15 protein-coding genes are annotated in these 18,003 nt (G+C 60.1%); 1 reads left to right on the top strand and 14 read right to left on the bottom strand.

Annotation, left to right across the window (positions count from 1 at the left end; genetic code table 11):
* Positions 1-104: 104 nt before the first annotated feature.
* The 9 genes from ilvD to RRB22_00490 form a co-directional block, all read right to left on the bottom strand.
* Positions 105-1,958 carry a dihydroxy-acid dehydratase gene (gene ilvD, locus RRB22_00530; protein ID MDT8382879.1) on the bottom strand — a complete coding sequence of 618 codons (1,854 nt, stop codon included), beginning with the start codon at positions 1,956-1,958 and terminating at the stop codon, positions 105-107.
* Between the two features lie 315 nt (positions 1,959-2,273).
* A complete protein-coding gene (locus tag RRB22_00525) occupies positions 2,274-3,833 on the bottom strand; it encodes a PAS domain S-box protein (protein ID MDT8382878.1) in 1,560 nt (519 codons plus the stop codon).
* A gap of 143 nt (positions 3,834-3,976) precedes the next feature.
* Positions 3,977-4,174: a hypothetical protein gene (locus RRB22_00520; protein ID MDT8382877.1), complete on the bottom strand. Its 198-nt coding sequence runs from the start codon at positions 4,172-4,174 to the stop codon at positions 3,977-3,979.
* Positions 4,175-4,349: 175 nt separating this feature from the next.
* Positions 4,350-6,626, bottom strand: coding sequence for a heavy metal translocating P-type ATPase (locus RRB22_00515; protein ID MDT8382876.1), 2,277 nt, complete (start codon positions 6,624-6,626; stop codon positions 4,350-4,352).
* Between the two features lie 48 nt (positions 6,627-6,674).
* A complete protein-coding gene (locus tag RRB22_00510; GenBank protein MDT8382875.1) occupies positions 6,675-6,890 on the bottom strand; it encodes a heavy metal-associated domain-containing protein in 216 nt (71 codons plus the stop codon).
* Positions 6,891-6,961: 71 nt separating this feature from the next.
* Positions 6,962-7,354 (bottom strand): DUF302 domain-containing protein, encoded by a 393-nt coding sequence (locus RRB22_00505; GenBank protein MDT8382874.1) that lies wholly within the window; start codon positions 7,352-7,354, stop codon positions 6,962-6,964.
* A 115-nt stretch (positions 7,355-7,469) separates the two neighbouring features.
* Complete coding sequence (locus tag RRB22_00500; protein ID MDT8382873.1) at positions 7,470-7,922, bottom strand: cytochrome c; 453 nt, start codon at positions 7,920-7,922, stop codon at positions 7,470-7,472.
* A gap of 71 nt (positions 7,923-7,993) precedes the next feature.
* Entirely contained in the window at positions 7,994-8,638 is a 645-nt protein-coding gene (locus RRB22_00495; protein MDT8382872.1) for a DUF2231 domain-containing protein, read from the bottom strand.
* A 190-nt stretch (positions 8,639-8,828) separates the two neighbouring features.
* Complete coding sequence (locus RRB22_00490; GenBank protein MDT8382871.1) at positions 8,829-9,467, bottom strand: histidine phosphatase family protein; 639 nt, start codon at positions 9,465-9,467, stop codon at positions 8,829-8,831.
* 98 nt (positions 9,468-9,565) lie between these two features.
* Here RRB22_00490 and RRB22_00485 point away from each other — a divergent pair, with 98 nt between their 5' ends.
* Positions 9,566-9,982, top strand: a complete 417-nt coding sequence (locus RRB22_00485) for an STAS/SEC14 domain-containing protein (GenBank protein MDT8382870.1) — start codon at positions 9,566-9,568, stop codon at positions 9,980-9,982.
* A gap of 2 nt (positions 9,983-9,984) precedes the next feature.
* Here the strand turns inward: RRB22_00485 and RRB22_00480 are convergent, their stop codons facing one another.
* The 5 genes from RRB22_00480 to RRB22_00460 form a co-directional block, all read right to left on the bottom strand.
* Positions 9,985-12,291, bottom strand: a complete 2,307-nt coding sequence (locus RRB22_00480) for a VWA domain-containing protein (protein MDT8382869.1) — start codon at positions 12,289-12,291, stop codon at positions 9,985-9,987.
* 65 nt (positions 12,292-12,356) lie between these two features.
* Positions 12,357-13,160, bottom strand: a complete 804-nt coding sequence (locus RRB22_00475; GenBank protein ID MDT8382868.1) for a CbbQ/NirQ/NorQ/GpvN family protein — start codon at positions 13,158-13,160, stop codon at positions 12,357-12,359.
* Between the two features lie 159 nt (positions 13,161-13,319).
* Positions 13,320-14,699, bottom strand: coding sequence for a ribulose-bisphosphate carboxylase (locus RRB22_00470; GenBank protein MDT8382867.1), 1,380 nt, complete (start codon positions 14,697-14,699; stop codon positions 13,320-13,322).
* A 293-nt stretch (positions 14,700-14,992) separates the two neighbouring features.
* The gene (locus RRB22_00465; GenBank protein ID MDT8382866.1) at positions 14,993-15,409 is read right to left on the bottom strand and encodes a hypothetical protein; all 417 of its coding nucleotides are present in this window, start codon (positions 15,407-15,409) and stop codon (positions 14,993-14,995) included.
* A 165-nt stretch (positions 15,410-15,574) separates the two neighbouring features.
* Positions 15,575-17,914 carry a VWA domain-containing protein gene (locus RRB22_00460; protein ID MDT8382865.1) on the bottom strand — a complete coding sequence of 780 codons (2,340 nt, stop codon included), beginning with the start codon at positions 17,912-17,914 and terminating at the stop codon, positions 15,575-15,577.
* Between the last annotated feature and the right edge of the window lie 89 nt (positions 17,915-18,003).

Below are 18,003 nucleotides of genomic sequence, written 5' to 3'. Positions count from 1 at the left end.
CTGAGGTAAGTCCCACCCAACAAAAGGCCCGCGACGGTGTCTCTCCGTCGCGGGCCTTTTTTGCTAAAGCGCCGTGGTCCTGTCGGGTCGCCGTTACGCCAACATCAACCCTTCTCCACCTGACTCACATCCCGCACCGCGCCCTTCGAGGCCGAGGTGGTCATCGCCGCATAGGCACGCAGGGCGGCCGATACCTGACGATCACGATTGACCGGCTTCCAGGCCTTGGGACCCCGGGCCTCCATCGCCGTCCGACGCGCCGCCAGCTCTCCATCGGAGATCGCGACACGAATGCTGCGATTGGGGATGTCGATCTCGATGGTATCGCCCTCTTCCACCAGCCCGATGGCGCCGCCCTCGGCGGCCTCCGGCGAGGCATGGCCGATGGACAGGCCCGAGGTGCCGCCGGAAAAACGCCCGTCGGTCAACAGGGCGCAGACCTTGCCCAGGCCTTTCGATTTGATGTAACTGGTGGGATACAGCATCTCCTGCATGCCCGGCCCGCCGCGCGGGCCTTCGTAGCGAATGATCACCACGTCGCCGGCGACGATTTTGTCACCGAGGATGCCTTCCACTGCCGTATCCTGACTCTCGAAGATACGCGCCGGACCGGAGAACTTGAGGATGGACTCGTCCACGCCCGCGGTCTTCACCACGCAACCGTCCTCGGCGATATTGCCGTACAACACCGCCAGGCCACCCTCGGTACTGAAGGCGTGTTCGATGTTGTGGATACAGCCGTTCTCACGATCGGTATCGAGATCCGGCCAGCGTTTGTCCTGACTGAAGGCGGTCTGGGTCGGCACATTGCCGGGGCCGGCGCGGAAAAAGGTTTTCACCTTTTCGTCCTGGGTCTGCATCACGTCCCACTGTTCCAGGGCCACTTTCAGACTCTTGGCGTGAATCATCGGCAGCTCGTTGTTGAGCAGGCCGGCGCGGTCCAGCTCGCCGAGAATGCCCATCACGCCGCCGGCGCGATGCACGTCTTCCATGTGATATTTCTGCGTCGACGGGGCTACCTTGCACAGGTGCGGCACCTTGCGCGACAGCCGGTCGATATCGTCCATGGTGAACGGCACGCCGCCTTCCTGCGCCGCCGCCAGCAGATGCAAAATCGTATTGGTCGAGCCGCCCATGGCGATGTCCAGGCACATGGCGTTTTCGAAGGCCGCGAAGCTGGCGATGGAGCGCGGCAGCACCGAGGCATCGTCGCCTTCGTACCAGGCCTTGGCCAGCTTGACGACGAGATGCCCCGCCTCCTTGAACAGGCGTTCGCGATCGGCGTGCGTAGCCAGCATCGAGCCGTTACCCGGCAACGACAGACCCAGCGCCTCGGTGAGACAGTTCATGGAATTGGCGGTGAACATGCCGGAACAGGAGCCGCAGGTGGGGCAGGCGGAGCGTTCCATCTGCATCACGGTCGCGTCATCGGCCTTGGGATCAACGGCGGACACCATGGCGTCCACCAGATCCAGGTGTACCTCCTGGCCCCCAATCACCGACTTGCCCGATTCCATCGGCCCGCCGGACACAAACACCGTGGGGATGTTCAGGCGCATCGCCGCATTCAACATACCGGGGGTGATCTTGTCGCAGTTGGAGATGCAGACCAGGGCATCGGCACAATGGGCGTTGACCATGTACTCCACCGAGTCGGCGATGATCTCGCGGGAGGGCAGCGAATACAGCATGCCGCTGTGACCCATGGCAATGCCGTCATCCACCGCGATGGTGTTGAATTCCTTGGCCACGCCGCCGGCCTTCTCCACCTCGCGCGCCACCAGCTGGCCCATGTCCTTCAGGTGCACATGCCCAGGCACAAACTGGGTAAACGAATTGGCGATGGCGACAATAGGCTTGTCAAAGTCGCCATCCTTCATGCCGGTGGCGCGCCACAGGGCACGGGCACCGGCCATGTTGCGGCCATGGGTAGTGGTTCGGGAACGGTATACGGGCATGGGAGTCCTCTCGGTACGATATATTAAGCAGTACAACAAACAAGGCGTACAGTCAGCACGTGGCAATCAGCCTGACATAATAGCAAAGCGGGGCGCAACCCTGCTAATACTGTGGTTCGTTGTCTTCAGAGTCTGTGAAAAAACCGTCGGCCGTAGCTAGGGCGCTTAAGCAGCGGCGAATTCAGGTAGCAAGTGCACCACTCAATAATCCATAGAAGCTTAAGAGCAGCTTAAGGGGTCAGAGCCCTTTAAGCCGTGATCTGACCCCCGGTTTTTTGAACCCGGTTGTTAGGTGTCTTCAGCGGATGTCGTGCCTCAATCGGCAGCGGTGGGCAGTTCCAGCCAGAAGGTACAACCTTCACCGGGGGTGCACTGCACCCCGATGACGCCGCCCATCAATTCCATCAGGCGCTGGGAAATCACCAGCCCGATACCCACGCCATCGATGGCGCCGCCTTCCTTGGGCAGGCGATTGAAGGGCTGAAACAGCTCGGCCAGCTGTGCCTCGGTCAGGCCTTCGCCGGTGTCGGTCACCTCGATGCGCAGGACACCCGTCGCACTCAGCACCGAGCGCAGGATCACGCGGCCCTGGGGACGGTTGTATTTCACCGCATTGGACAGCAGGTTGAGCAGCACCTGACGCAGCCGCAGCTCATCGGCCCGCACCAGCAGCGGTCCCTGCGGGGAGGTCTCGTCCACCAGGCTCAGGCCCTGTTTCTGCAGCGAGGGCAGGATAAATTCCACACTCTGTGCGAGCACCTTGCGCCAGGCGACATCCTTGCAGCTGAGCTGTAGCTTGCCCGCGTCGATCCTGGCCAGGTCCAGTACCTCGTTGATCAGGCTGAGCAGGTGCTGGCCCGCGCCCTGAATGATGCCCAGGGACTCCCGCTGTTCATCCGTCAGTGGGTCGTCATCCAGCTCCATCATCAGCTCGGTAAACCCCAGGATGGCATTGAGGGGCGTGCGCAGCTCATGGCTCATGCGCGAGAGGAATTCCGACTTGGCCTGACTAGCGCTCTCGGCGACCAACTTGGCCTGGATCAGCTGTTCCTCCGCGATCTTGCGCGCCGTGATATCGGAATCCACACCCCGGTACCCGGCCAGATTGCCCGCCTCGTCAAACAGCGGCACCCCATTGGTCAGCAGGCACACCCGATGCCCCTCCCTGGTCAGGTTCCAGTTTTCCAGATCCTTGATGGGGGCCTGGCCGGCGACAATCTCCGCGAAGGCGTTGGCGATCTTCTCCGCCTCATCCGCTGGCATAAAGTCGAAGGGGGTGCGGCCAATGATCTCCTCGGGGCGATAACCGAGGATGTCCTCCACCCGTCCCGAGCAGTAGGTGTACACGCCCTGGGCATCCACTTCCCAGATCCAGTCCGACATACTCTCGGCGATGCCCCGAAAGCGCAGCTCACTCTCACGCAGGGTCTGCTCGGCCTTTTTGCGCACCGATACGTCCAGCACATAGCCCTGATAGTGGCTGATACGGCCCGCAGCATCCCGCACAATCTGGGTGTGGTCCTCGACCCAGCACTGCGTGCCGTCCCTGGCCACCATGCGGTAGTCCTCATGCCGAAACTGCGTGGCGCCCACAGCGGAAAAATGCGCGACCTCGTCAGCCACCCGTTGCCGGTCGTCAGGATGGATAATGGCGTCGTACCGGATATGGCCCGCGCAAAACTCGGCCTCGGTATAACCCAGCACCAGGGCGACATTGGGGGTGACGAACTCAACGGGCCAGTGTTGCTCATTGCCCCACCGAAACACCATCACCGGCCCCTGGCTAAAGGTCGACAGGTCCACACAGATCCTGTCCTGCTGCAATACCGGCTCACCACTGGAGCCCTCTACCGCCTTTTTCGTCATCGATGCCATGCCTGTCTTTTTGTTGCGTTCACTTCAATTAGCGGTTTTCGGATAGCACAGAGGTTAAAATAATTCCACGTCTACCTCTGCGTTGCGGGCGGACTGCTCGGCCTGCCGGGCCATCTCCAGCGCCTCTTCGACACTGCGGCCACTCAGGATATAGTCAAACATCCGTTGATCAGACTCGACGGTGTACTTGGACTGGCCACCGATTCATCCCCGTCCTGCAGGGATCCGGCGATCTGGGCGATAACCAGGTCGAGCATCATTACCGACTCGCGCACCTGGCTCCAGTCGAGATCGGGGTTATCGGAATTTGAGGGGCGAATACGGTTTTCGGAATCGGGCACAGGGTCTGTTCTCGTGATGGTTTAACGGATTTCCATCAGGCTATAGCGGTCCCTGCGGTAGTCACTTTAGCGGACGGTAACTATCGGTTGCGATATTGTTAGCGACCGGCCAACCAGAACCACCAGACAAAAAAACCGATCAGCAGCAGGCCGCCCAGATTGACGAGGACTTCATTCACCGGCTCTCAGCGCCTCCCGGGCGGAAAAGGCGCAACCGATTGGCGTTAGTCACCACGGTGACCGAGGACATGGCCATCGCCGCGCCGGCGACGATGGGATTCAGCAGCAGCCCCAGCACGGGATACAGGACCCCCGCCGCCACCGGGATGCCCACCACGTTATAGACAAAGGCGCCGAACAGGTTCTGTTTGATATTGCGTACCGTGGCGCGCGACACCGTAATGGCGTCGGCCACGCCGTGCAGTGAACCGCGCATCAGGGTGATGTCGGCGCTCTCGATGGCGATGTCAGTGCCGCTGCCGATGGCAAAACCCACATCGGCCCTGGCCAGCGCCGGCGCATCATTGATGCCGTCGCCCACCATCCCCACCACGGCGCCCGCCGCCTGCAGCTCCGCCACCCTGTCGGCCTTGTCCGCCGGCAACACCTCGGCGATAACCTCGTCCACCCCCACCTCACGCGCCACCGCCTCGGCGGTGATGCGGTTATCCCCGGTCAGCATCACCACGCGGATACCCTCGGCCTGCAGGCGGCGGATGGCCGCGCGGGAATCGGCCTTGACCGGATCGGCCACCGCCACAATACCGGCCAGCTTACCCTCCACCGCCAGCAGCATGGGCGTTTGCGCCTGGGCGGCCAGCCTGTCCACTTCCGCGGCCTGCGCGCCTAACATGATCTGGTTATCCTGCATGAACCGGCCATTGCCAAACAGCACCCGCTGCCCCTCAATGACCGCACTGACCCCGTGACCGGCAACCGCGCTGAAATTCTCCGCCGCGACCCATTGCAGCCCCCGCTGCCGGGCCGCCGCCAGCACCGCCTCGGCCAGGGGATGTTCCGATCCCGCCTCGATACTGGCCGCCAGGCGCAACAGGCCCTCCTCGTCCCACTCGCCCACCGGCAATAGCCGGGTGACGGTCGGCCGGCCTTCGGTCACCGTGCCGGTCTTGTCCAGCACCACGGTGGTAATCTGTCCCGCCCGCTGCAGGGCGTCCCCCTGGCGGATCAGCACCCCGTATTCCGCCGCCTTGCCCACCCCCACCATGATCGAAATCGGGGTCGCCAGACCCAGCGCGCAGGGGCAGGCGATAATCAGCACCGTCATGGTGGTCACCAGCATGTAGCTCAGACGCGCCTCCGCGCTGATCCCCAGCGCCTCTGCAAAGTTGAACCAGGCCAGACAGGTGAGCACCGCGACGATCATCACCAGGGGCACGAAGACCGAGGCGATCCTGTCCGCCAGACGGCCGATAGCGGGTTTGGTGTTCTGCGCCTGTCGCACCAGCTCGATAATGCGCGCCAGGGCGGTGTCCTTACCGATGCGCCGGGCCTGAAACAAAAAGCTGCCGGATTTATTGATGGTGCCGCCGATCACCTCGTCATCTTCCGCCTTGCTCACCGGCATGGGCTCGCCGGTGAGCATGGATTCATCCACCGTGGAATGGCCCTCGATGATCACCCCGTCCACCGCGATCTTTTCGCCGGGGCGCACCCGCAGGGTTTCGTTCAGGCCAATCTCCTCGATTGGCACATCGCGCTCCTGACCATCGCGCAGCACCCGCGCGGTTTTCGGCGCCAGCCCGATCAGCCGCTGAATGGCCTGCGAGGTCTTGCCGCGGGCGCGCATCTCCAGCGCCGAGCCAAAATTGATCAGCGCGATAATGATGGCCGCCGCCTCAAAATAGACGTGTTGTGCCGATGCAGGCACCAGACTAGGGAGCAACAGGACGATCACCGAGAACACCCAGGCCGCACCGGTGCCCAGGGCGATCAGGGTATCCATATTGGCATTGTGATTGAGAAAGGAGGTCCAGGCGCCACGGTAAAAGCGACCGCCGGAATAGACCATCACCGCAAGACTGAGCACGGCGACCGCCAGCCAGAACCACCAGCCCCACCCCGTCAGGGGCGGCATCGCGCCCAGCCAGCCGCTGACCAACAGGGGCAGGCCCACCAGCCCGGCCACCCCCGCCTGTAGCAGGCGGGTACGATACTCGGCCAGTTCCGCCAGCGCCTTTTCGGATTCATCCGCCGCGCCCCGCAACTCGGCGGCCTGATAACCCGCCGCCACCACGGCCTGGATGAGCGGCTCGGTGGACGTCTCGGTCTTCACCGTGGCGGTGTGCTCGGCAAAATTGACCGTCGCCTCCGTCACCCCCGGCACGGACTGCAGGGCACGCTCCACCGTGGCGACGCAGCCGGCGCAGCTCATGCCGCCAATGGACAGTCGCACCGCAGTCTGCTGCGGGCCTTTGTCGCCGGTGTCGGGCATATTCACTGCCTGGCGGTACGCATGGCGAAGTGTTTAGCGGCGAAGGGATTAGCCACTCTTCACCACCGCGGGGTAGCCTTTTTCCGTTAGCGCCTGGCACACGGCCTGCGGGTCCACATCACCCTGCACTACTGCCTCGCCGGCGGCCAGGTCGAACTGCGCGGCGACGAAGCCGGGCAGGGTTTTCAGGGCCTCATTGGCCGTGGCGATACAGCCGTCGCACTTCATGCCCTGCACATAAAACCGGGTGCTTGTTTCCGTCATCGCAGTAACCCCTTTTTATCATTCCACCATTATCGTTCCGCTCACACTACACCTGACCGTGAGGCCGCGCGTCAGGCGCTGGCCAACAGGTCCCGCACCTTCTCCAGCTTGCCGCGCACCTGCATGGCCAGCGGCTGCACCTCGGCGCCCTCCACCAGGCCCAGCACCGCGGCCGGATCCATAAAGGCCACCGTGATGGAGTCGTCCTCTTCCTCGCGCACCAGTACATTGCAGGGCAGCAGCAGGCCGATGTCCGGCTCGGCGTTGATGGCCTGGTTGGCCAGCACCGGATTACAGGCGCCGAGAATGGTATAGGGCCGACGATCCACATCGATCTTGGCCTTCAGGGTGGCCTTTACATCGATGGTGGTGAGCACGCCAAAACCCTCTGTCTTCAGGGCCTCGGTGACCTTGTCGACCACCTCATCAAAACCGCCGGCCACGCTTACATGAAATCCATACATCTTTCTTCTCCTCAGTGTCTTGTTTGGCGGCCTTCAAACAGGCCGCGGGTAATCGCTATTATAGATGCCGCAAGACTGTCGCCTTCCCGCCCTCTTCTCAACCGCAGACCGGCCGCTACCGGCCGCGTTGCTGCATCTCATACCAGGCCTCATAGACGGGTTGCGGCCAGAGCGACTGAAACCAGGCGATCACCGCCGCCACCTCCTGCTCGTTGAGTGTATCCTTCCACGCCGGCATTTTGCCCTGCCCATTGGGGCTACCCTCCCTGATCAGGGCCGCCAGCCGCTCCCGGGAATGGTGCCAGGCATGGCCCGAGCCATTCAGCGGGGGCGCGGGGAAATGGCCGTCGGCATCCGGCTGGTGCCAGTTTGGCGCGCCCTCGGCGCCCGCCCCGTGACAGCGCGCGCAGTGGCTCTGAAATACCCGCTGACCCAGCGCCTGCTGCTCGGCATCCTGCTGTCGTGGCGGCGCCGCCGGCACGGGCAGGCCGCCGATCTCCTCCCGCCCATCACAGGCCGACAGGGTCAGCAGCAAAAGGCTTGCGGTCAGAGTCTGTGAAAAACGCATATCGACCCCCTATATTTCATCCCGAAAAAGACCCGCCATTTTCCCGGCCCCATTTTCCCGGCAAGAACCGCCTAATGCGGATGATCGCTGTGGCCGTCCGCATGCTCATGGGGTTCTGTCGTGACGGGCGGGGTCGTCGGCAGCTCGCAATCGATCACCTCTTCCTCCGCTGAGGGTCTGGCGTCAGGCGCGGACGAAAGCGAGCCATGATGATCATCGCCCCCGGCCTGCCCGTCGTGCGCATCGGCATGGCCGTGGCTGTCGGTCTTGGGCAAGGACATTACGCCCAGACCGTAACGGTACACGATCTCCCCGCCATGCCAGGCGGTGGTCAATAGCAGCCCGCCGGCCAGCAGTAGGCCCGCCAGCAGCGGGCCGTTGATTGTCCGCTTCGCCCGCGCCCGTAGCGCCGACCAGACCGCCAGCACCAGAAACAGCACAGCGGTCAGCAGCGCCCAGTTGCGATGCTCGGTCATCGCCGCATGGGAAGGCGTATCGTGCGCGACACTGTTATAGGCAACGATGCCCGCGATCACGGTCAGCACGGTCACCGCCGCGCCCAGCCACAGATTCCACTGGGCGACGATCTCCCACTGACGACGCAGTGCGACATTGCCCACCAGGCGGGCCACCACAAACAGCAGCACGGCGGTGAGTAACAGGCCCACCGTAAAATGCACCAATATCGGGTGCCAGTTGGGAATAATCTCAATCATCGCTCATCCTCATTGTGGGTTTTACCGGCGCAAAGTGCTGCTACCAGGCCTGGGCAGCCGCCGCACCCAAGGGTATTCACTCCGCAAAAGTTTTTGTCATCGCACAGCGGGCCCATGATGTCATGCAGGCAATGGCCTGCAAAGCCAGCGTTTGCGCAAGCGCGGGGCCCGGCATCTCAGGTTATACGATTCAGGCGACGCGATTCAGGTATTCCAGAGCATAGCGCTGGCCATCATGACGAAGCCGGGTCAGCCCGGCGTTATCGACCCTGATGCGATAGGCCGCGCCCGCGTCGGCATTCAACACCCTGGCGACCACCGCCCGCACCACGCCCGCATGCGCAACCACCAGCACCTGCCGGCCGGGAAAATCCTGTACGAGGGCATCCAGCGCGGCCGATACCCGTGTCGAAAATTCTTCCCAGGGTTCGGCACCGGCGGGGCGATACCTGACGGGATCACGATAAAAGGCGGCGTATGCCTCTGCATCCTGTTGCTGGATCAGGGCCGGCGACTTTCCCTCCCATTCACCAAAACCCACCTCTTTAAGGCGGTCATCCACGCTAACGGCGATGCCGTGCCGCGCGTGCAGGGCCTCTGCAAACTGCCGACAGCGTTGCAGTGGCGAACTGACAATCTGCGTCCATGGCGGCGTCGCAGGCATCGCCGCCCACATCTGTTCCCAGCCCCGCTCACTGAGTGGGTCATCCACCCGGTGACCACGAAAACAGCGGCCGCCCTCGGGCTCGCCGTGTCGAATCAGATCGATAACCGTGTCGCGCATACGATAACTCCCACTCAAGACCTCGGCATAAGGGTATTTCACCATGCCTGCCAATCACGCTAGACTCTGACTCAGGATGAATACGGACATTCACTGGAGGGTACGATGAACGCCGCAGACCTCGGCCAGACATCGTCAAGCATATGGATATCGTAAAAGAATACAAATTTGGCTACTGCACTGTTCAGCAGCGGGACGACAACATCCTGGCGTTTGAAATCCAGGATGGCATTGAAGTGGATGCCGCGATGGTCGACGAGTTGATTCATGTTGCCGACACGGCCATCCGCGGTCCGTTTGGCATCCTCTCCAATCGCATCCACTCCTACTCGCTATCCTTCGCGGCAATGGACGCGCTGGCGCACTACGACCGGATGAGCGCGCTGGCCATCGTGGTTCACCATAGCCGGACCCGCATGCTGGTGGAAACGCAAAACTATTTCATCTCGGCGCTGAGCAAAAAACCCATCAAGGTATTTCTGGATACCGACGCTGCCATCCGCTGGCTGCATGAGCGCCTACACGAATTGCCGACGGACACGTCAGGCAACCGTCAATAACATCATCGGGTGAGCGCCACAAACAGGCTGGGCAGTTTTTCGGGCAGGCGTTCCACATGATCGATCACCGTGTAATTCTTGCCAAAGATGTCGGTCACATAGTCATCCGCCTGCGGATCCAGGTTCACGCAATGCGTGTAGATACCCAGCTGGTCCAGCTCCTGCACCGCCTTGTGCGCATCTTCGATAAGCAGCCGCCCATCACTCACGTCGATATCGGACGGCTCGCCGTCGGTCAGCACCAGCAACAATTTTTTATCGGCCTGTTGCGCGCCGAGATAATGTGCCGCATGGCGCAGGGCGGCGCCCATGCGCGTGGAATAACCCGCTTCCATTGCCGCCAGGCGCGCCTTGACCGCATCGTTCCAGTTTTCACTGTAGCCTTTGATGTGCTGATAGCGCACTTCGTGACGCGTATTGGAAGAGAAGCCGGCTATGGCAAACGAATCACCCAGGTGTTCGATAGACCAGCCCAGCAGGGCCACCGCTTCCTGGCTCAATTGCAGAATGGTCTGCTCACTGCCTTCCGCCGTATCCGCCAGGGAGGCGGAAAGGTCTAACAGCAACATGACGGCAATATCACGGCCATCGTGTTTGTGGCTCATGTTGATACGCACATCCGGCGTGCTGCCACTTTTCAGGTCGATCAACGAACGGATCGCCACATCCAGATCCAGCTCGCTGCCCTCTTCCTGGTAACGCACCCGCACATAGTGTTGCGGTTTGAGCATGTCGAGAATCTGTTTCAGGCGCTTGGCCAGGGCCGCATGCTTTGTCAACAAGGCATCAATGTCCGCCGCATTGCCCGCGGGGTGCAGGCTTTCGTAGAGGCTCACCCAGTCCGGACGATAGCTCCTGGTCTTGTAGTCCCACTCGGGGTAATGCCGTGGCGGCAGACCTTTATTTTCCTCTTCTGCCTGTTGCGCCTTCCGTTCCTTGTCAAACTGTTGCTCGTCATCGCTCTCTTCGATATACAGCCACAGATGACGATTGTCATCACGATAACTCACTTCGGTATCCTGAAAATGCACCTTCGGCAACTGGTCTGACTGGCGACGGGTACGGGCGATAAAGGCTACCGCCAGCCTGGCCACCTCGGCGGTGGTGATGTCTTCCGGCCTCGGCGCTGACACCATTAGCGCATGAAAGCGCGCGGTGAAGTCCAGCACATCCACATTCACATAGCCGTGCCCCTCATCCAGAATGGCATACGACAACATGGCCAGACGGTGGCGAATACACGACTCCACTTCCGTCTGACAGGCATCCTCTACGGGGCGCGGATGCAGGGCAATGAATAATTTACGCAGCCCCGGATAGTCACGCATGGCGAGGTATTCCACCCGGCAGTCTTCCAGCAGTTCAATAGCGACCCGCTGAAATGGGCTGTAATTGTCGGCGATGATTTTTGTGGACCAGCGCTGATGCGCGGCCATGTGCGCCAGCAGGGCGCGATAACGGTCGATACCCTTTACACCCGGGCCTGCCTTGCTTTCTGAAGACGCGGCCGATGGCGGTGAGAAATCGTCATACACATCCGGTACCCGCATACCCAGCGCGTCAAAATACGGCAGCGGTTTACGCAGCTCATCAAAGGCGGAGGAATACGGCAGCAGACGCTGCCTGGTCTGCCATAGCGCCTTCAGGTACAGGTCAAGCCGGCGCTCGTTGTCCATAAACAGGGTGCCGTGACGTTCCCGCTGCAGGATGGCGCGACTGTCGGCGGACTGCAGGGAGAAAAAATCCCGCTGCCGGTCAGGGTGGCTTTCATAGTTGCGGATCCCGTAATCCATCCAGTTTTTCAGCCCCTCCAGTGAGAGCTGACTTAACAGATAGGGGATCTGCTCCAGCAGCTCTGGCAGGCCGGGACTGGGAATGGTGGTATGAAAGCCGTGAATGGAACCCGTGGTGCGCTCCATCATATCGAGCAGCAGGTCGATATAGCCTTGCAGTGATTTTTCACTGCCAAGCCTGCGGGCCGCTTCGGCAATGGTCTGCACAAAGGGGGGGATCGCCTTGCCATTGGGTGAACGCGACATCTTCCACACCGTTTGCGACACCAGCGACAGCGTGCCCTCACCCAGCGCGGAGGCCACCTGCGGCATCTCTTCGAGATACACCAGCACCGGCTCAAAGCCGCGCCCGATCATACAGATCAGGGAGGCGCCCTCGATATAATCCTTGACGCCCTGCCCGGAAAGGCAGGTCAGCGCCTCCTCCATGCAGTCGCCAAACACCTTGTCCAGGTCTTTGAAATTGCATTTCAGCTGTGCGCGGAAGGCGTCCAGTTCGGCTTCAGTGATCGTCATAGGCTTGTGCAGAGCAGTTAATGACTAACGCAAAATAGCCAGCATACAAACTGTGCCGCTGATCGTTATGCAAAAACGGCATCAATGGCGTGATCCAGCGTGCTGCGGATATCGGCATCATCGGTAATGGGCCGCACCAGGGCCATGCGACAGGCATCCTCGGCGGCGATGCCCTTGTTCATCAGCATGGCGGCATACACCAACAGGCGGGTGGAGATTCCCTCATCGAGACCGTGACCTTTCAGGTTGCGGGCAGTATGCGCGATTTTCACCAGTTTTCCGGCGTTTTCCTCATCAATACCCGCCTCTTTGGCAATGATGGCGACTTCGGTCTTGCTGTCGGGATAGTCAAAATCCAGCGCCGTAAACCGCTGTTTGGTGGACTGTTTCAGGTCCTTCATCAGGCTCTGATAACCCGGGTTGTACGAAATCACCAACTGGAAGTCCGCATGCGCCTCCACCAGCTCGCCCTTTTTATCCAGCGGCAGGGTGCGGCGATGATCAGTGAGCGGATGGATCACCACGGTGGTGTCCTGGCGCGCCTCAACAATCTCATCCAGATAACAGATGGCGCCGATGCGGGCGGCCACGGTCAGTGGGCCGTCCAGCCAGCGGGTGCCGTTAGTGTCCAGCAGATAACGCCCGACCAGATCCGAGGCCGTCATGTCTTCATTACAGGCGACGGTGATCAGCGGCTTGCCCAGCCTCCAGGCCATGTGTTCTACAAAACGGGACTTACCACATCCGGTGGGGCCCTTGATCATCACCGGCAGGCGTGCGGCATAGGCGGCCTCGTAAAGCGCAAGCTCCTTGCCCTGTGGCTGGTAATAGGGTTCTGTCTCGACGTTATACTGGTTGCTGTCACTCATCGCATTCACCGTTTGGGTTAACAGGTTTGTTTATTTTTACGCCGTGCGCGAGGCCGGCGTAAAAATAAATCGCCTGGGTTGTTTCATTGGCAGGGAAAAAAAACCCCCGCCAACTGGCGAGGGTTTGTGTTGCACGGGCAGGCCGATAAACGAAACGGTTTACTTGTGCACGCCCAGCTTTTCGCGCCAGCCGGGATAGATCTTGTCGGCATCGCCCGGGAAGGACTCGAAGGCGCGCGCAAATTCCTTGTGCTCTTTCGCGTATTCGATCGGATCCGCACCCTGCTTCCAGCAGTCAAACGCCTGATGCAATGATTTTGCACCGGCGGCTGGAGAATCGATATGGCCGTAAGCACCGCCACCCGAGGTGTTGATGACGTTACCGTGACCCAGATTTTCAAAGAAGCCGGGCAGACGCAGTGCGTTCATACCGCCGGAGATAATGGGAGTGGTCGGTTTCATGCCATACCATTTCTGGTAGTAAACCGGTCCCTGACATTCATCACGCTCAATCATGTAGGCGATCAGTTTGTCTTCCTGGCCACCTTCCATCTTGCCGTAGCCCATGGTGCCCACGTGGATACCCGAGGCACCCATCAGACGTGACATCTTGGCCAGAATGTAGGCGGTGTAACCACGCTTGGAAGAAGGCGAGGTGATCGCGCCATGACCGGCACGGTGGTAATGCAGATACTGTCCGGGATATTGACGACGTGCCGTGGTCACCATGCCGGGGCCACCGACATAACCGTCGACCAGGAAGGCAACGTGCGAGGCATTTTCACCAAAGGTTTCCAGAATGTAGTCTGCGCGTGCGCACATTTCATGATAGTCATCGGCCGTGATGTTGGCGGAGAACAGCTTGGCCTCGCCAGTCTCGTCCTGCGCGCGCTTCATGGCATCCGCCACCAGCGGAATGACCTTCTTCATCGGGCAGAAGACCTGGTTGCCCTGCGGCTCGTCATTCTTGATGAAGTCGCCACCCAACCAGAACTGGTAGGCTGCATCGGCAAATGGCTCGGGACGCAGTCCCAGTTTGGGCTTGATGATCGTGCCGGCGATGTAACCACCGTCTTTCATCGGCCGGCCCAGGATGCGCCACATGTCCGAGATGTCCATTGCCGGACCATCAAAGATCTGCAGCATTTTCGGCGGCATGAAGAAATCAAACATTTGCGCGCATTTCACGTCGCCCATGCCCTGGTTGTTACCGATGGCCAGGGTCAGGAAAGACACGATCATGGCGCGGCCGTCGATCACGTTGCGGTCGAACAGCTCGTTCGGGTAGGCGATCTTCATGATGCCATTGGCTTCGTCGATCTCGTAGACCAGCGCATCCACGCCCTTGGTGAAGTCATCCGTGGTGCAGACCTCCACGTTGGTGCCGGTGGACGATTCCGCGGCAAAGTGGGCCGCCGTTTCCAGGTAACCGTGACCATCGGCAGGCGTCATGGTGTAGGCCACCAGGATGTGCTTGCCGCCGGCAACCAGGTCTTCTTCTTTCAGACTCAGGTCTGAATAACGCGCTGATTGATCCATTTCCATCTCCTGTACAGTTAGAATTCGGGTCAACAGATACTGTCTGAGCGCGGCTCTCACAGGCGCCAAGCCTGTCAAAAACCCTAACAAATGTATCTGTATCGATGTGGGAGACGGATCCTACGCGGAGATTTCTATAAACAGAAATCATTTAATTTCATAGTTGCCATAAGCATTTACTTATGGAAACAATAACTCTTTACAAAATAATGGCTTACAAATATTGCGGGGATTAACCGAGCAAACACGTCGGAATAGGTACGCCACACAGATGGCGGCAGGCGGGAGGAGGATTACGGCCTTTTCCGGGGGGGAATCAGGGGCACGACATTTTCTAGTTCGCAGGCCTTCTGGCGTTCCGCAATCCGTGCCGCCAGTTCCCGGGCCATGAAGTCATGCACCTGTTCGAGGATCACCCGGGCGTGCATATGGTAGGTCTTCAGGGTACAGGGGACGGGCTGGTGCAGGCTGCTGCGGTGCCCGCTCTGAAAATCTGTCCAGGCCAGTATCGGCAGGTCATTCGCATCATGATCGACCACAATCCAGGCCTCGCGCTCCAGGATCAACTCCAGGCTGCGCAGGCCGGTCAGGGGAATGTGCAGCGTCTGCTCGATGCGGTGGAAGGCAAGCTGCACCCGATTGAAATCGGCGGCGGAAACGGTGGTCTCGGTCAGCTCATAGACGGGGATGTCATCAAGGCGCCAATTCATCAGCATCACCTCCGGGAGACCCATCGGACTCAGGCGGGCGGGCTCCTCATGTTTCGCTTTGCTGCGATCGCCTGCATTCGCAGTGCTGTCGGTAGCGGTTGCCCGCTACGTCGACTCAACTACTTCAACGGCCCGGGGCAAAAAAGCTGAATGGACCCTGTCTCATTATGAGGTCAGCGAGGCAAACAGCTGCGGCAATTTTTCGGGCAAGCGCTGCACGTTGTCAATGATGGTGTAGTTGTTTTCACCGAAGATGCGTTTCACATAGTTGTCCGCCTGCGGATCCAGGGTGAGGCAGTAACTCAGGACGCCCCGGCTATGGAGTTCCTCCACGGCCTTTCTGGTGTCATGGCGCAGATGCTGCGGATCCCGCTCGTCGATATCCGCCGGTTCGCCATCGGTAACGATCAATAACAACTTGCGACGCTCGGGTTGTTTCAGCAGATGGGCCGCGGCATGACGCATGGCCGCGCCCATGCGGGTGGACAGCCCACCTTGCATGCCGGCAAGGCGCGATCTCGCCTCATCGTCGAAGTGCTGATTGAAGTCCTTAAAACGATAGTACTGCACGTCATGACGGCCATCCGAGGCAAAGCCGTGCAGGGCGAAGGGATCACCGATGCCGTTGATGGCCGTCGACACCAGGGTTGCCGCCTCCCGCGTCAACTGCAGAATGGTTTTATCGGAGCCGGCCACCGTCTCATTGGTGGATTCCGACAGGTCCATCAATACCACCACGGCCAGATCGCGGGTCTTCAATACATTGCGCATGGTAATGCGCGGATTCGGCTGTTCACCCATGCGGATGGCAACCATGGCGTCGATGGCGGCATTGATGTCGATCTCATCACCGTCTTCCATGTTACGGATGCGCTGCACGCCTTCCGGGGTCAACAGATCGATAATCTGTTTAATGCGATGGGCGATGGGTTTGTATTCGGTGAGAATATTCTCCACGATGGCCGGGTCGCCCTTCGCCTGACGGCGCTCATAGACCGTCGTCCAGTCAGGACGATGCAGCTGCACCTGATAATCCCATTCCTGATAATGAAAGGGTTCCGAGACCCGTTCCCTGCCCCACATTTCATTGAAGCTTTTGGTGGTCTGCAGGTCATCTTCATAGGGGTACAACTCGGTCTCGCAGGTCCAGATCTCCTGCGCGTCATCACCCGCCAGCTCGCAGTCCACCTCGTTGGCCATTTCGATGGCGCTCACGGTCCGTCGCACCTGACGCTGGCTGGCCGCCAGATAATCAACGCCCTGATCCCAGGCAAACTCCTCAAATTCCCAGACGAAGCGATTGTCATCGCGATAAGGGATACGGATCCTTTCCAGGATGCGCAGGCTCGGCACCTCGCGGCGGGCGGAAAACAGATTGAATAATTCCATGCCCATGTGCCAGGAAAACTGATTGTTGTCCTGCTGCTCAGCGATCTGCGCATGGAAGCGGGCCACCAGGGCATTGACCTCTTCATCAGCGCCGCTGACGTCGGCATCCAGCAACATCAGGGCGATCTCCTCCAGGGCCTGCATGGTGGGGTGTTCCGGGGCATCCTCATACTGGATGCTGAGCAGCGTGCGCCAGAGTTTTTTCAGGCCGGGAAAGGCCTTGATGGCCTTGTATTCGATGCGTGCATCTTCCACAAAGCCGATGAAAAACATCTGTGCCGGACTCAGCTGCTCCGCGGAAATGCGTCGCTCGGTGTAGCAGAGATGGGCGGCCATGTGAGCGGCCGTGGCGCGATACAGCTCCAGCCCCGGCAGCTCGCCAATGCCGTCAACGGCGTCCGGCATGTGCACAATATGCGCCTCGATATAGGGACGGAAATCCGTGTAGTCCGCACCGGTCGGGCGCAGGAAGAAATCCCGCCCCCACAGGGCGCGCAGGTAAAAATTCAGTTTGCGCTGGACATCGATGAACAGGGTGCCGCGTCGTTCCTTCTGCAACACAGCACGACTGTCCTGCGACTCCAGATTGAAATACGAGGTCAGATTATTGAAGTCCCGTCGATAGGCCTGTGCGCCAAAATTCGCCCAACGGCGCAGACCGCTGAGGGTCAGTTTGGAAAGCAGTTCGTCCATGTGATTGAGCATCGGCCGCAAGCCACGTGACGCCGTGCTCGCGAGCTGATGGATCAGGGTGAGATAACCCCGCAACAGTGCCGCATCACCCAGACGCCGCGATGCCGTCGGCAAACTGTTGAACAGCAGTGAGATGACCTCACCCGAGGTCATGGATGACAGTTTCATCGCCGCCGTCACGCAGTCGCCGATGATATCCTCACCACACTCCTTGGCGACCAGGGGCATATCCTGCAGATAGGAGATCACCAGATCCTTGCCCCGCCCCAGCCCGGCGAGGCTCCTGGCGCCTTCCAGATAGGTCTGCAATCCGGCGGGCGACATCACATGCGCCGCCTCCACAAAGGTGCCTTCCAGCACGTCACGGATTTCGGGGGCAATGCCTTCCAGGTACTGTTCGTAATCTTCGAGTTTTATCGCCATAAGAATTCAAATAAAAGAATAAAGGGCAAAGATAAAAGAGTAAGGCGCTAAATTTTTTGCCCGACTTTCATCTTTTCCCTTTTATCTTT

It is taken from the genome of Gammaproteobacteria bacterium (assembly GCA_032250735.1).
In the GTDB taxonomy this organism is placed as follows: Bacteria; Pseudomonadota; Gammaproteobacteria; order SZUA-152; family SZUA-152; genus SZUA-152.
Note: the sequence above shows the minus strand (reverse complement) of the source record. Positions and strands in the feature narration are given on the sequence as shown.